This is a genomic window from Enterobacter sp. ECC-219 (assembly GCF_043966805.1).
Lineage (GTDB): Bacteria > Pseudomonadota > Gammaproteobacteria > Enterobacterales > Enterobacteriaceae > Enterobacter > Enterobacter cloacae_N.
The window spans coordinates 842733-857272 of sequence record NZ_CP143680.1; the positions used below are offsets into that span (position 1 = coordinate 842733).

The 14540-nt window shown below is 56.6% G+C and carries 15 protein-coding genes; 8 read left to right on the forward strand and 7 right to left on the reverse strand.

Annotated elements, in window-relative coordinates:
- Positions 1 to 94 precede the first annotated feature (94 nt).
- Positions 95 to 634 carry an isochorismatase family protein gene (locus tag V1603_RS03895; RefSeq protein ID WP_233003612.1) on the forward strand — a complete coding sequence of 180 codons (540 nt, stop codon included), beginning with the start codon at positions 95 to 97 and terminating at the stop codon, positions 632 to 634.
- The gene (locus V1603_RS03900; protein ID WP_233003611.1) at positions 634 to 1554 is read left to right on the forward strand and encodes a GlxA family transcriptional regulator; all 921 of its coding nucleotides are present in this window, start codon (positions 634 to 636) and stop codon (positions 1552 to 1554) included. Before V1603_RS03895 ends, V1603_RS03900 begins: the two co-directional genes overlap by 1 nt.
- Here V1603_RS03900 and V1603_RS03905 read toward each other — a convergent pair.
- Entirely contained in the window at positions 1547 to 2542 is a 996-nt protein-coding gene (locus V1603_RS03905; RefSeq protein ID WP_316380438.1) for an acyltransferase, read from the reverse strand. The genes V1603_RS03900 and V1603_RS03905 overlap by 8 nt on opposite strands.
- A gap of 182 nt (positions 2543 to 2724) precedes the next feature.
- Here V1603_RS03905 and V1603_RS03910 point away from each other — a divergent pair, with 182 nt between their 5' ends.
- From V1603_RS03910 to glyS, 3 genes are all read left to right on the forward strand, one after another.
- Positions 2725 to 3030 (forward strand): YsaB family lipoprotein, encoded by a 306-nt coding sequence (locus V1603_RS03910; RefSeq protein ID WP_192984078.1) that lies wholly within the window; start codon positions 2725 to 2727, stop codon positions 3028 to 3030.
- A gap of 160 nt (positions 3031 to 3190) precedes the next feature.
- Complete coding sequence (gene glyQ, locus V1603_RS03915) at positions 3191 to 4102, forward strand: glycine--tRNA ligase subunit alpha (RefSeq protein ID WP_003860141.1); 912 nt, start codon at positions 3191 to 3193, stop codon at positions 4100 to 4102.
- A gap of 9 nt (positions 4103 to 4111) precedes the next feature.
- Positions 4112 to 6181, forward strand: coding sequence for a glycine--tRNA ligase subunit beta (glyS, locus tag V1603_RS03920; protein ID WP_163330050.1), 2070 nt, complete (start codon positions 4112 to 4114; stop codon positions 6179 to 6181).
- Between the two features lie 93 nt (positions 6182 to 6274).
- Here the strand turns inward: glyS and V1603_RS03925 are convergent, their stop codons facing one another.
- Positions 6275 to 6415, reverse strand: a complete 141-nt coding sequence (locus tag V1603_RS03925; RefSeq protein ID WP_233003609.1) for a hypothetical protein — start codon at positions 6413 to 6415, stop codon at positions 6275 to 6277.
- A gap of 433 nt (positions 6416 to 6848) precedes the next feature.
- Between V1603_RS03925 and V1603_RS03930 the strand changes: the two genes are divergently transcribed.
- Entirely contained in the window at positions 6849 to 8468 is a 1620-nt protein-coding gene (locus tag V1603_RS03930) for an ABC-F family ATP-binding cassette domain-containing protein (RefSeq protein ID WP_395313527.1), read from the forward strand.
- Between the two features lie 38 nt (positions 8469 to 8506).
- On the opposite strand, the gene V1603_RS03935 is transcribed toward V1603_RS03930, so the two are convergent.
- Positions 8507 to 8794, reverse strand: a complete 288-nt coding sequence (locus tag V1603_RS03935) for an HTH-type transcriptional regulator (RefSeq protein ID WP_116343066.1) — start codon at positions 8792 to 8794, stop codon at positions 8507 to 8509.
- A gap of 331 nt (positions 8795 to 9125) precedes the next feature.
- Here V1603_RS03935 and V1603_RS03940 point away from each other — a divergent pair, with 331 nt between their 5' ends.
- Together V1603_RS03940 and cspA are read left to right on the forward strand one after the other, a co-directional pair.
- Entirely contained in the window at positions 9126 to 9836 is a 711-nt protein-coding gene (locus tag V1603_RS03940) for a DUF3053 domain-containing protein (RefSeq protein WP_045260020.1), read from the forward strand.
- Positions 9837 to 10083: 247 nt separating this feature from the next.
- Positions 10084 to 10296, forward strand: a complete 213-nt coding sequence (cspA, locus tag V1603_RS03945) for an RNA chaperone/antiterminator CspA (RefSeq protein ID WP_003860775.1) — start codon at positions 10084 to 10086, stop codon at positions 10294 to 10296.
- 58 nt (positions 10297 to 10354) lie between these two features.
- Here cspA and ghrB read toward each other — a convergent pair whose 3' ends face one another.
- The 4 genes from ghrB to V1603_RS03965 all read right to left on the reverse strand — a co-directional run bounded on the left by ghrB (position 10355) and on the right by V1603_RS03965 (position 14445).
- Positions 10355 to 11329 carry a glyoxylate/hydroxypyruvate reductase GhrB gene (gene ghrB, locus V1603_RS03950; protein ID WP_166709726.1) on the reverse strand — a complete coding sequence of 325 codons (975 nt, stop codon included), beginning with the start codon at positions 11327 to 11329 and terminating at the stop codon, positions 10355 to 10357.
- A 26-nt stretch (positions 11330 to 11355) separates the two neighbouring features.
- On the reverse strand, positions 11356 to 12636 hold the full coding sequence (locus V1603_RS03955) for an MFS transporter (RefSeq protein ID WP_116343070.1): 1281 nt from the start codon (positions 12634 to 12636) through the stop codon (positions 11356 to 11358).
- Between the two features lie 117 nt (positions 12637 to 12753).
- Complete coding sequence (locus tag V1603_RS03960) at positions 12754 to 13692, reverse strand: sugar kinase (RefSeq protein ID WP_233003606.1); 939 nt, start codon at positions 13690 to 13692, stop codon at positions 12754 to 12756.
- Positions 13693 to 13695: 3 nt separating this feature from the next.
- On the reverse strand, positions 13696 to 14445 hold the full coding sequence (locus tag V1603_RS03965) for a sugar phosphate isomerase/epimerase (protein ID WP_116343074.1): 750 nt from the start codon (positions 14443 to 14445) through the stop codon (positions 13696 to 13698).
- Between the last annotated feature and the right edge of the window lie 95 nt (positions 14446 to 14540).

Below are 14540 nucleotides of genomic sequence, written 5' to 3' on the forward strand. Positions count from 1 at the left end.
TCCGGAAGAGGCACGAGGATGTCCTTTTTTGGTCTGTGCGTGCCTTCCATTCCTTGCCAGTATGGTGTTACACCCACTGGCAAGGAGATTTATCATGTCACGCATCGCATTAATCAACATTGATACTCAGCAGTCCTTCCATCAGCGCAATTACTGGCAGGAGGACGAAATTCCTGCCTTTCAGCAGGCGATGCTGGGGCTGATTGAAGGCTGCCAGGCGCGCAATATTCCGGTCGTTGATATTTTTCACATTGATGAAGACGGTCCCTTTACCCTGGAAAGCGGCTATGTCAAACCGATGGCCTTTTTGCGTCATCAGCCGGATGTGGTTTTCCAGAAACACGTCCATAATGCCTTCACGGATACCGGGCTTGACCGCTGGCTGCGCGAGCGTGATATCAACAGTGTGATTATCTGCGGCATTCGCACTGAACAATGCTGTGAAACCACCGCCCGGGTGGCATCCGATCTGGGGTATGCTGTGACCTTTGTGAGCGAAGCAACGCTGACGTTTCCCATGACCTACAAGGGCATTACCCTTAGCGCAGCGGAAATTCACCACCGTACCGAAACGGTACTGTCCGGGCGTTTTGCCGAAATTAAAACGGTAGCGGAGACGCTGGAGTCACTGTAATGCCCATCGACGTCTGGTTCGTGATGTTGCCCGGAGTGCTGTCATTAGACATGACCGGCCCGGCAGAAACCTTTGTGCTGGCAGGCGACGCGTTTCGTCTGCATTACATTGGCCCGCAGCAGGAGGTTCCGACGTCGATAGGTCTGACGATGAGCGGCATCCAGCCGTTGCCGGAAAGCCTGTCTCCGGGCAGCTTGCTGGTCCTGCCGGGGGTGAGCGACTCCCGCTTTCAGTTCTCAACCCCGCAGGCGCAGCAGATTCAGCACTGGCTGATGCGCCGGCAGCCGCAGATCCAGCGCCAGGAAATCACCGTGATGTGCGTCTGTTCAGGAGCGTTGCTGGCGGCGAAATCGGGCCTGCTGAATAACCGGCAGTGCACAACCCACCATGACGTTATTAGCCGTTTACGCACCGCGGCCCCTACGGCGACGATTAAAGAAAACCGGATATTTGTGCAGGATGAAAATATCTGGACCAGCGCGGGGATCACCTCGGGCATCGATCTGGCGCTGCACACGATCAACCACCTGTGCGGCCCCGAAAAGGCGCTGGCCGTGGCGCGTGAGATGGTGGTCTGGTTCCGCCGTTCCGGTGACGACCCTCAGCTATCTCCGTGGCTACGCTACCGCAATCATCTTCACCCGGCGATCCATCGGGCGCAGGATGCGCTCACCGCCGAGCCGCAAAAAACGTGGAGCTTGCCTGATATCGCCGCACTGGCGCACGTCAGCCCACGCCATCTCACCCGGCTTTTCCAGTCACATTTAGGGATTAGCGTTCGCGATTATCTTGAGCAGCTGCGTCTGGCGGTGGCGGAGCAGTGGCTGATGCAGGGACGCGGCGTGGAGCAGGCTTCACTGGCGGCAGGGTTTTCCTCCCCGCGCCAGTACCATCGCGCCCGGCAGCGGAGCATTAACTGACGAAGCGGCGAGCATCTATTTTTTGCAGCAGCATCGACAGCAGCAGGCTGATCGCCAGCGTGGCGGCAAAAATCCAGACGATATCCAGCACCGGCCAGCTTTTTAGCTCAACGCCTCTCGTGCGCAGCGCGTGGATCACCAGCGCGTGAAAACCGTAAATCCCGAGAGAGTGGCGAGAGATAAGACTCAGCACGGGCAGGGGACGCGCATTCAGGGTGTTTTTGACGAGCGTAAGCAGCGATACGGCACAGATAAAGACCATCGGCCCGCAATAGAGATACCAGGTATCGGCAAAATTGCCGCGCCACTGAAGCTCATGCAGCGTCCCGCGTGAAATCACCGCCACGCCGGCGATAAACAGCGCCCCGCATAGCCAGTTCAGACCGCGTTTTTGCGTGTCCATCATCCCGATGGCGCGCCCCAGCATGCCGTAAAGCACGTAGTAGAAGGTATCGCCGTTGATATAAAGGTTCACCGGCAACCATTCGAAACCGTCGATTTTCTGCGAGACCGTATTCGGGTTGGCGACGATGCCGATCACCACCATCAGGGCCAGGAGCATTTTCCCGCTGACGTTTTTCACCTGAATGAGCGGAGAGACCAGATAGATAACGATGATGGCGAAGAAGAACCACAGGTGGTAGAACACCGGTTTTTGCAGCAAATATTTGAGGGATAACCCGGCGTTAATAGAGGTGAACAGGGTGATATAAAGCAGGGCAACGGCGCTGTAGAAGCCCAGGCAGGCCGCGATGCGGATGAAGTGCCTCGGCTGCGCGCTGCGTTCGCCAAAAAAGAGAAAGCCGGAAATCATAAAAAACAGCGGCACGCTGACGCGCGACGCGGAGTTGAGGATATTGGCAATATCCCAGTTAACGGGGCTGATGCTGTGGGCATTCGTGACGTACCAGGTCGTCGTGTGGATCATGACCACCATCAGACACGCTATTCCTCGCAGGTTATCAATCCAGTTAATTTTTGACGGCATCAGTTCCTCGTATTCCCTGTAAATTGAGTGTGACTACCATTGTCCAAAAGTCTTCGTTTGGAAAATTCTGAGTTTTATGTGCAGGCTTGCCGGGAGACCGCGAGATTCGCAGAATGGCAGACCTTAATCTATAAAAGTGTTGATACTAAAAATAACAGCCGCTGACCAGGACGGTAATAAAAATGATGATGAAGCGTGTGGTATCACTCTTTCTGCTATTTATGCTGGCAGGATGCAGTGCGCCACAGGAAGTACCCGTGCAAAAAGCGCAGCAGGGTAAAATAAGCCCGGAGCGTTCACTGAATATGGAAGCGCTCTGTAAAGACCAGGCCGCCCGGCGCTATAACTCGGACGTTCAGAAAATTAACGTCATCGGGTTTGAGCGCTTTCAGGGCAGCTATGAGCTTAGAGGGTATACTGCGCGTAAAGAGGGCTTTGTCTGCTCGTTTGATGCGGACGGTCAGTTTTTACATCTCTCCATGCGCTAGCCTGCTCGCATAATCAACAGCCAGACGCCGCCAGCGTTCTGGCCGGAAGGCTTATTTCCCAATTTTCCCTAAACAACCCCGTTTCGTACTGTATATCTTGCAGCCAGCGGGTATACTGGTCCCTTCCATTTAAAACCACACGTATCCAGCACGAAATACTATGCAAAAGTTTGATACCAAGACCTTCCAGGGCCTGATCCTGACCTTACAGGATTACTGGGCTCGTCAGGGCTGTACCATTGTTCAACCTTTGGACATGGAAGTCGGCGCCGGCACTTCACACCCGATGACCAGCCTGCGCGCATTGGGGCCAGAGCCAATGGCGACCGCGTATGTGCAGCCTTCCCGTCGTCCGACCGATGGTCGTTACGGTGAAAACCCGAACCGTCTGCAGCATTACTATCAGTTCCAGGTGGTGATTAAGCCATCACCCGACAACATTCAGGAACTGTACCTCGGGTCGCTGAAAGAGCTGGGTATGGATCCAACCATCCACGACATCCGTTTCGTGGAAGACAACTGGGAAAACCCAACGCTGGGTGCCTGGGGTCTCGGTTGGGAAGTGTGGCTGAATGGCATGGAAGTGACCCAGTTCACTTATTTCCAGCAGGTTGGCGGGCTGGAATGTAAGCCAATCACCGGTGAAATCACCTACGGTCTGGAACGTCTGGCCATGTACATTCAGGGCGTAGACAGCGTTTACGACCTGGTCTGGAGCGACGGCCCGCTGGGTAAAACCACCTACGGCGACGTGTTCCATCAGAACGAAGTGGAGCAATCCACCTATAACTTCGAATACGCGGACGTAGATTTCCTGTTCACCTGCTTCGAGCAGTACGAGAAAGAAGCGCAGCAGTTGCTGGCGCTGGAGACTCCGCTGCCGCTGCCTGCCTACGAGCGTATTCTGAAGGCCGCCCACAGCTTCAACCTGCTGGACGCCCGCAAAGCGATCTCCGTGACTGAACGTCAGCGCTACATTCTGCGTATTCGTACCCTGACCAAAGCCGTTGCAGAAGCTTACTATGCGTCCCGTGAAGCCCTTGGCTTCCCGATGTGCAACCGAAACAAATAAGAGGCGGCCATGTCTGAGAAAACTTTCCTGGTGGAAATCGGCACCGAAGAGCTGCCACCAAAAGCCCTGCGCAGCCTGGCTGAATCTTTTGCTGCGAACGTGACTGCCGAGCTGGATAACGCTGGCCTGGCGCACGGTAAAATTGAGTGGTTTGCTGCACCGCGCCGTCTGGCGCTGAAAGTGGCAAATCTGGCGGCCTCTCAGCCGGATCGTGAAGTCGAAAAACGTGGCCCGGCGATTGCCCAGGCGTTCGACGCGGAAGGCAAGCCGAGCAAAGCGGCTGAGGGCTGGGCGCGCGGCTGCGGCATCACCGTTGATCAGGCCGAGCGTCTGACCACCGATAAAGGCGAGTGGCTGCTGTATCGTGCGCACGTGAAAGGCGAAAGCGCGGAAGCGCTGCTGCCGAACATGATCGCAACCTCGCTGGCTAAGCTGCCGATTCCTAAGCTGATGCGCTGGGGCGCGTCTGACGTTCACTTCGTGCGTCCGGTTCACACCGTGACCCTGCTGCTGGGCGATACCGTTATTCCGGCCACCATTCTGGGCGTGGCGTCCGATCGCGTGATCCGCGGCCACCGCTTTATGGGCGAGCCTGAGTTCACCATCGACAATGCCGACCAGTACCCGCAAATCCTGCTGGAGCGCGGTAAGGTCATTGCCGACTACGAACAGCGTAAAGCCAAAATTAAGGCGGACGCGGAAGAAGCGGCGCGCAAGATTGGCGGTAATGCCGACCTGAGCGACAGCCTGCTGGAAGAAGTCACCTCTCTGGTTGAATGGCCGGTTGTGTTGACCGCGAAGTTCGAAGAGAAATTCCTCGCCGTTCCGGCTGAAGCGCTGGTGTACACCATGAAGGGTGACCAGAAGTACTTCCCGGTCTATGCCAACGACGGCAAGCTGCTGCCAAACTTCATTTTCGTGGCGAACATCGAATCGAAAGATCCGAGCCAGATTATCTCCGGTAACGAAAAAGTGGTGCGCCCGCGTCTGGCGGATGCCGAGTTCTTCTTCAATACCGACCGTAAAAAGCGTCTGGAAGATAACCTGCCGCGCCTGCAGACCGTGCTGTTCCAGCAGCAGCTGGGTACGCTGCGCGACAAGACCGACCGTATCGCGGAGCTGTCCGGCTGGATTGCTCGTGAAATTGGTGCCGACGTTAACCACGCGACGCGTGCGGGCCTGCTCTCCAAGTGCGACCTGATGACCAACATGGTGTTCGAATTTACCGACACCCAGGGCGTGATGGGCATGCACTATGCGCGTCACGATGGCGAAGCGGAAGACGTGGCCGTGGCCCTGAACGAGCAGTATCAGCCGCGCTTTGCGGGTGACGATCTGCCGTCCAACCCGGTGGCCTGCGCCGTAGCGATTGCCGATAAGATGGACACCCTGGCGGGTATCTTCGGTATCGGCCAGCATCCGAAAGGCGACAAAGACCCGTTTGCGCTGCGTCGTGCTGCGCTGGGCGTACTGCGTATCATCGTTGAGAAGAACCTGAACCTCGATCTGCAGACCCTGACCGAAGAAGCGGTGCGTCTGTACGGCGACAAGTTGACCAACGCGAACGTTGTGGATGACGTGATCGACTTTATGCTCGGCCGTTTCCGCGCCTGGTATCAGGACGAAGGTTACTCCGTTGACACCATTCAGGCGGTGCTGGCGCGTCGTCCGACCCGTCCGGCTGATTTCGATGCGCGTATGAAGGCGGTTTCCCACTTCCGTACCCTGGAAGCGGCATCTGCCCTGGCCGCGGCCAACAAGCGTGTATCCAACATTCTGGCGAAATCCGACGAGACGCTGAACGAGCGCGTGAACGCCGCAACCCTGAAAGAGCCGGAAGAGATCGCTCTGGCGATGCAGGTTGTGGTGCTGCGCGACAAGCTCGAGCCGTACTTCGCGGAAGGTCGCTACCAGGAAGCGCTGGTGGAGCTGGCCGAGCTGCGTGACGTTATCGACGCCTTCTTCGAGAAAGTGATGGTGAACGTAGAAGATAAAGAGCTGCGTATTAACCGTCTCTCTATGCTCGAGAAACTGCGCGAGCTGTTCCTGCGCGTAGCGGATATTTCGCTGCTGCAGTAATGTGCCCGTTGTTACAAATGCTAAAAACCCGCTTCGGCGGGTTTTTTTATGGGGCTTTTGTAGGCCGGATAAGCGCAGCGTCATCCGGCAGGTTTAGCCGATCGCGATTGTGCCTTCGTCTGTCTGCAGCCAGCGCGGTGCCTTCAGCGTATCGGCAAAGTAGCTTACCAGTTCGCACAGCAAATCTTCCATCACGATTTCAGATTGTCGCGGCAGTGAGCCGTTCATCAGCATCTGCGTAAGCTCCTGACAGTAGCACCCCAGCTGATCTTATTCGGGTTCGAAAGCCGGAACGCGTGACGGGAGTTCCTTCACGGTCAGGCTGGCTTTTAAAGCGTCCGGAACAGGATCCAGACGTTACAGAGTAGCAAGGAACAACCTCCACAGCCGTATGCTCCCCCTCACCCCAGCCCTCTCCCTCAAGGGAGAGGGGGCCGTCAGTGCAGGCAATATTTGGTGGGGATCCCTCAGCCCAAAGGGAGAGGGAGTATAAGTCGCCCAAAATTTAACCTTGAAATGGTCAGCCCATTACCGCTATCCTTATCTCCGTTAAATTTCTCGCTCTGGAGCGCCCCCCAAAAATGAACAAACACGACTGATGAATTTCGATCCTTGCTAAACGCCACCGCGTCGGCAGGGGATGTTTTGATTTCATTCAGGAGTGCTTATGGCTCATTTTGCGCAGTCCCCTTCTTTTATTTTGCATCAGGTCACCTGTCAGTTTCCGACGGGCGATACCCTTTTTGGTCCGCTGAATCTTTCTCTGGAATCCTCCCTGTGCGCGCTGGTTGGCCGCAACGGCAGCGGGAAAACGCGTCTGCTGCGTCTGCTGGCGGGGCTTGATGAGCCTGCAAGCGGGCATGTCGAACGTACCGGAACACATGTTTATGTGGCTCAGCAGCAGGACATTTTGCCGCACACGACGCTGGCTGAACTGCTCGGGTACGAGGCTATCTTCGCGGCGCGAGCACGCATCGACAGCGGTGATTACCAGCCTGACGATCTGGAAACGCTTGATGGATTGTGGGATTTAGCTGAACGTCTGGGCGAGGCGTTTGCCCGGGCGAAACTTCCGCCGTTTGATCCTGATAGGCCAGCCGGTGAGCTCAGCGGCGGCGAGCGCATTCGCGCGCTGCTGTGCGGTGCATTTACTGTTGAAGCGGATTATCTGCTGCTGGACGAACCCACAAACCATCTCGATCGACAAGGCAGGGCGTGGTTCTACGACCAGCTTGCCCGTTATCAGGGCGGTGTGCTGGTGGCCTCCCATGACCGCGAACTGCTGGCGAAGGTGCCGCGTATCCTTGAGCTGAGCAGCGGCGGCCTGCGCAGCTACGGCGGGAATTATGCGGATTATCAAACCCAGCGCGATGCCGAACAGCAGGCGGCCCGAGCGGCGCTGGAGCATGCTGCCACGGAGCGCAAACGCACCCGCGCACGCATGCAAAAAGAGCATGACGACAGCCAGCGGCGTTCAGCAAAAACATTGCGCACCGTCGATACCCTGAATATCGCGTCGTTTGAACGGGTCAAATACAAAGGCGCGGCGAAGGAGCGGATCGGCTCATGGAAAAAGCAGCATAGCGAGCAAAATGAAGCCCTGAACGCCGCGGTAAACAAGGCGCGTGAGCGGGTTGAAGAAGATAGCCCGGTGATGTTCACCCTGCCGGGGAGCCAGATCCCGGAAGGCAAACAGGTGCTGGTGCTGGAGGATCTGGTGCTGCCGCATGTGTCTTTACCACCACTCAACTGGCGGATGGATGGACCGATGCGCGTGGCGCTAAAAGGGCCGAACGGCTGCGGGAAATCGACGCTGTTGAAAACAATCCTCGGCGACATTCGCCCGCGTTCAGGAACCTGTAAGGTGTCGGTCAGCTGCGCTTATCTCGATCAGCATCTTTCCCGGCTCGATCTCTCGCAGTCGGTCATGACGCACCTCAACCTGGGCAATACGCCTCTGGAAGAGGGCATGTTACGAACCCGTTTAGCCCAGCTTCAGCTGGGGGCCAATAAAGTTTCGCTTCCGCTGGCGGAACTGAGCGGCGGCGAGCGTCTGAAGGCTGCGCTGGCCTGCGTGCTATGGCGCGCGGAGGCCACGCAGCTCCTGCTGCTGGATGAACCGACCAACCATCTGGATCTGGCCTCGGTGCAGGCCATTGAAGCGGCACTGGCGTGTTTCCCCGGCGCGCTGCTGGTGGTGTCACACGATGATGCGTTTTTAAAAGGGTTAACGTTGACGCATGAGATGGTGTGGGAGGAGACGGGCTGGCGTTTCGAGAGCCTTTAAACACAAGCCCCCGCAGAGGCGGGGGCATTCAATCTTCACTACGCTATCTGTTTGCTGAGTGCAGGGTTGGCCTGAATCAGGCGCATCAGCCTTAACTCGGTTGGGGTGGGTTTCTCTCGTTTTGACTCCCACTCCAGCACCATAGCCACGCTGACACCCATCGCTCTGGCGAATTCTTCCGTTTTCAGTCCTGTCCCTTTGCGCAATTGCTCATATTCTGTAAAGGGATTGGATTTTTGTTGCAGGGTAATGGTCTGCGGTACATCTTTAAAAACGATCTGTTCCAGACTGCTCAGCAGCTCAAACTCAGGATCTTTATATTCCATTGAGAACTCCTCTTAAATCTCACATCGTGATCAAGAACATCAGAGAGCCAATTAAGAATAGTCCCTAATACAAACCCAGGATCGTAACGGCTGTGATTAATCGTGCGGTAACGATCGCTTTATCCGATTCAGCTATATGGATAGTTATGCTAATTACCTGATTAACCATATGTCGGCTTCGCCAGGTATTTTTTTGTAAATAGTAAGAAATAAATCGGCAATAGCCGTTTTACATGAAAAGAGTATCTTGCAAGGCTGACCTGGACTATCCTTGTCAGCGTCGGGCACGCGTGTGCCGGTGTGCGCTTTTTTGGGTGAAAGGAGTAATAAAATGGCGACAGGAAAGTCCTGCTCTCGCTGGTTTGCGCCTATTGCGGCGTTGTTGATGGTTGTTAGCCTGAGTGGGTGTTTTGATAAAGAAGGCGATCAGCGCAAAGCGTTTATCGATTTTCTGCAGAATACAGTGATGCGCAGCGGCGAGCGGTTGCCGACGCTGACTGCGGATCAGAAAAAACAGTTTGGCCCCTTTGTGTCCGATTACGCCATTCTTTATGGGTATTCACAGCAGGTGAGCCAGGCGATGGACTCCGGTATCCGCCCGGTAGTGGATAGCGTGAACGCCATCCGTGTTCCCCAGGATTATATGACTCAGCGCGAGCCGCTGCGCCAGTCCAACGGCGCGCTCGGCGTGCTGAGCCAGCAGCTGCAGAATGCGAAAATGCAGGCTGACGCGTCACGTTCTGCGCTGAAGCAGGGCGAGGACCTCAAACCGGTCTTCGATAAAGTGTATGAGAAAGTGGTGACGAAACCGTCTGAAGCGATACAACCGCTGATCCCGGCCGCGCAAGTCTTCACTCAGCAGCTGGTTCAGGTCGGAGATTTTATCTCCCAGCAGGGTACGCAGGTGAGCTTTGTTGCCAACGGCATTCAGTTCCCGACCTCGCAGCAGGCAAGTCAGTACAATACGCTGATTGGGCCGCTGGCCGCCCAGCACCAGGCCTTTAGCCAGGCGTGGGGCGCAGCAGTTGCTGCCACAGAATAAACTGAAAAACCCCGCTTCAGGCGGGGTTTTTTTTCGGCATTCAGAAAATAACGCTTGTCATTCCTCTACCACATCGGTATAACTGTCTGCGTCGGTTTGTTACACAGACCTAAAGCAGTTTAGTAAAGCAGTCCAGATTGTTATCCATAGATACCCTTCGTAGTGACCCTTCCTTCATCGCTTAAAAATCTGTAACGCAATCCATCAAGCCGGAAGGCACAATATATTTGTTAATAAGGTAATTTCTATGTCTGCTAAAATGACTGGTCTGGTTAAATGGTTCAACGCTGATAAAGGTTTCGGCTTCATCACTCCTGACGATGGTTCTAAAGACGTGTTCGTACACTTCTCTGCTATCCAGAACGATGGCTACAAATCTCTGGACGAAGGTCAGAAAGTTTCCTTCACCATCGAAAGCGGCGCTAAAGGCCCAGCAGCTGGTAACGTTGTAAGCCTGTAAGCTTCCAACCCAGTAGCACAAAATTCAAAAACCCGCCTTCTGGCGGGTTTTTTCGTTTCTACTGTTGGATCTGAGGGTTAACGCAGTTCTTATCCACTTTTCCAGCAAGCGCGGCAATCAGGTTGTCTACTGCCGTCGCCGCCATATTGTAGCGCGTCTCATGGGTGGCTGAGCCGATGTGTGGCAGGGCAACGACGTTTGGCATGCTCAGCAGCGGGGAATCCACCGGAAGCGGCTCCTGCTCAAACACGTCCAGACCCGCGGCGTGGATCTCGCCGTTTTGCAGCGCCTCAATCAGCGCCTTCTCATCCACCACCGGGCCGCGACCCGCGTTGATGAAGATGGCGGACTTCTTCATTTTTTCAAACGCGGATTTGCCGATCAGATGGCGCGTTTCATCCGTCAGCGGCAGGATCAGGCAGACAAAGTCGGCTTCCTGCAGCAGCGTATCCAGCTGACAGTAACGCGCGTTAAAGCGTTCTTCAGCTTCGCTGTGATGGCGACGCGCGTTATACAGAATCGGCATGTTGAAGCCGAAATGCGCGCGCTGCGCCAGCGCCAGCCCGATACGCCCCATGCCCACGATGCCCAGCGTTTTGCCGTGCACATCCACGCCGAACCAGTCCGGCCCAATGCTTTTTGTCCATTCGCCGACTTTCACTCGCTCGGCCACTTCCACCACGCGACGGGCCGTGCTGAGTACCAGCGCCATCAGCGTGTCGGCCACGGTTTCCGTCAGGGCATGCGGCGTGTGCATCAGCAGGATTTTACGGGTGTTCAGGGCATCCACGTCGAAGTTATCATAACCTACTGAAACGGTAGAGGTAGCACGAAGCTTCGGCATTTTCTCCAGCAGGGCGATATCCACTTTTTCGCTTGAACCCAGCAGGCCTTCGGCGCTTGCGAACGCGTCGGCGTGCTGCGCCACGGTCTCCGGGCTCAGGTTTTTCACCTGCGTAACGGTGAAGTGTTCTTCCAGGCGTTTCTGCAGATCTTCCGGCAGTGCTTTATACAAAATGACGGACGGCTTCATGCTAATCTCCGTTGATTTTTAAGGATTCAGGCGTGGCGTGCACCGACGGGGTGCTGTTGATTATTAGCAGGCTTAACAATCAGAGTAAGCCACACGGAGGCGAAAAGCGCTACCCCCATAAAGATGTACGATGCAGACGGGCTGCCGGTGGCACCGTTCAGGTAGCCCACAAACCAGGAGCCGCAGAACGACCCCAGCGCACCCATACTGTTAATCAATGCCATTGCACCGCCCGCGACGTTACGCGGCAGCATTTCCGGGATGATGGCAAAGAACGGACCGTACGGGGCGTACATGGCGGCACCGGCAATGACCAGCAGGGCGTAAGAGGCCCAGAAGTGATTCGCGCCGACGGCCCATGAGCCAATGAACGCAAAGGCAGCGATCAGCAGCAGCGGCCAGACAAACAGCTTACGGTTCTGCAGCTTGTCCGATGCCCATGATGCGACGATCATGGCGATGGTCGCGGCGAGATACGGTACGGAAGAGAGCCAGCCCACCTCAACCATGCCGAGGTTTTCACCGCCGCTGCGGATAATCGACGGCAGCCACAGCACAAAGCCGTACACGCCGATACTCCAGGTAAAATACTGCGCGCAGAGCAGGATAACGTTGCGGGAGCGGAAGGCTTCGCCGTAGTTACGTACCGCCTTCAGCCCCTGCTGTTCTTTATCCAGCTGCGCCTGCAGTGCGGCTTTTTCATCTTCGGAAAGCCACTTTGCCTGTGCAGGCTTATCTTTTACCAGCACCCACCAGCAGAATGCCCAGATAATCGCGGGTACCCCTTCGATGATAAACATCTCGCGCCAGCCGAAGGACTGGATCAGGTAGCCAGACACCACCGACATCCACAGTACCGTGACCGGGTTGCCGAGGATCAGGAAGGTATTCGCGCGCGAGCGTTCGGATTTGGTAAACCAGTTGCTGATGTAGATCAGCATCGCCGGCATGACCGCCGCCTCAACGACGCCGAGGATAAAGCGAATGGCGGCCAGGGCAGGAATATTGTTCACCACGCCGGTCAGTGACGCGCAGGCGCCCCACAGGATCAGGCAGACGAAGATCAGCTTGCGCACGCTGCGGCGTTCCGCATAAATCGCACCGGGGATCTGGAAGAAGAAGTAGCCCAGGAAGAAAAGGGCACCCAGCAGGGAGGAGATACCTTTGGTGATGCCAAGGTCCTCTGTGATCCCCGCCGCGGACGCGAAGCTGAAGTTGGCACGGTCAAGGTACGCCAGGCTGTACGTGATAAACACGATTGGCATGATGTACCACCAGCGTTTTACTGCATTGGTCGAACTGTTCATAGGCTTGCCTCTGTTGTTGAGGTTGTTACCGCCGTTGTCTGTAGGGTACACGGTGGCTTAATTATTTGGTGCGGCTTGCTGCCCTCACCCTGACCCTCTCCCACGGGGAGAGGGAATTTAAACGCCGAGCTCTGCTCGCGTTGGTAATCCTTCGCTGTCGCCCTGCACCTGAATGGCCAGCGAGCCAATCTTGTTGCCCCGCGCGACGGCCTGCTGCAGCGTTTTGCCTTCCAGCAGGGCGCTAATCACGCCCACGGCAAAACCGTCGCCCGCGCCGACGGTGTCGACAACGTTCTCAACCTTCACCGCCGCGACCGCGCCCTGTTCGCCGTTGGCCGTCTTAAACCATGCGCCATCGGCACCAGTCTTCAGCACTACCGCTTTTACGCCTTTATTGAGGTAGAAATCGGCAATGCCTTCCGGCGTATTTTCACCCGTCAGGATCATCCCTTCTTTCAGGCCCGGCAGCACCCAGTCCGCCCGGAACGCCAGGCGGTTGAGCTTCTCGACCATTTCCGCTTCGCTTTTCCACAGAACCGGGCGCAGGTTCGGATCGAAAGAGATCGTTTTGCCCTGCGACTTCATGGCCGTTGCAGCATGATCCAGCAGTTCATACGAGCTGGCAGAGAGCGCTGCCGCCACACCGCTCAGGTGCAGGTGGCGCGCGGAGGCGAAATAGTCGGCGTGGTAATCCGCCACAGAGAGGTGGCTTGCCGCCGATCCTTTACGGAAATACTCCACAATGGGATCGGTTCCATTTTCGACTTTAGATTTAAGCTGAAAGCCGGTAGGGAAGCGTCCATCAAGGGTGACACCTGCGGCATCAATACCCTCTTTTTTCAGCGAGTCGAGGACGAAATGGCCAAAGCTGTCGTCCCCCACGCGGCTGACCCAGCCGACGTTCAGGCCGAGACGCGCCAGTCCGGTCGCGACGTTCAGCTCTGCGCCCGCCACGCGCTTGATAAAGTGCTCTACCGCGCTCAGTTCGCCCGTCTCAGTGGCGACAAACATCGCCATGGCTTCGCCGATCGTGATGACATCCAGCGTCTTGTGCATGGTTTACTCCTCGCGCAGCAGATTGACGTAATGGCGGGTAACGGCGGTTAAATCCGTCCCTTCCAGCGGGAACTCGATACCGCGCGGGGCATCGGCAGGCAGCTGGCCGAGCAGATCCAGCCAGCGCGCATCGGCGTGGTCCGGCGCCACGGCGCGGAAGTTATCTTTATGCGGCACGGCGGCTTTAACGTGGATATAGCTCACCGCAGGGGCCAGGCGACGCGCGGCCTCCTCAGGCGAATCGCCCACCCACAGCCAGTTGCCCATGTCGAAGGTCAGCGTGACGGGCAACGCCATTTCCCGACAGGCGGCCTGGAAGCGCTGCATCGGCGCGAGCTGACCGCAGTCGGTCTGATCGTTCTCCACGACAAGCGCCATACCGCTGGCGTTCAGCAGGCTACTCAGGGCGTCGAGAGGCTGCGCGTCGCGGAAATGGCCCAGGGAAACCTTCAGCCACAGGGCGTTAAGGGTGCTGGCCTCAGAGAGGTAGCGGGTCAGGTCCGGGTTGAGGGTGCCGTCGGGCATAAACAGGGCTGCGGGGGCGGAGTAGCACGCCAGCAGGCCGAGCAGCTCAATGGATTCGCCCAGCGCAGGCAGCGCCAGCAGCTCTTCGCTGCTGAACAGTTCCCGGCGGATCTCCACGCCGTCTGCCCCTGCGCCTGCAATAACGGGAAGCATCGCCCGCTGACCGCCAGCCTGTCGCACCTGTTCCGCGCCGTACGCGGCGGTGACCACCATAATTTTCCTGCCCATCTTCGGACTCCATCGCAACATATCAATACTATTACGCTAGATGGAACCGGTTCCAAAGAAAAGGTCAGGATGTCGAATTTATGATCGCTATCACA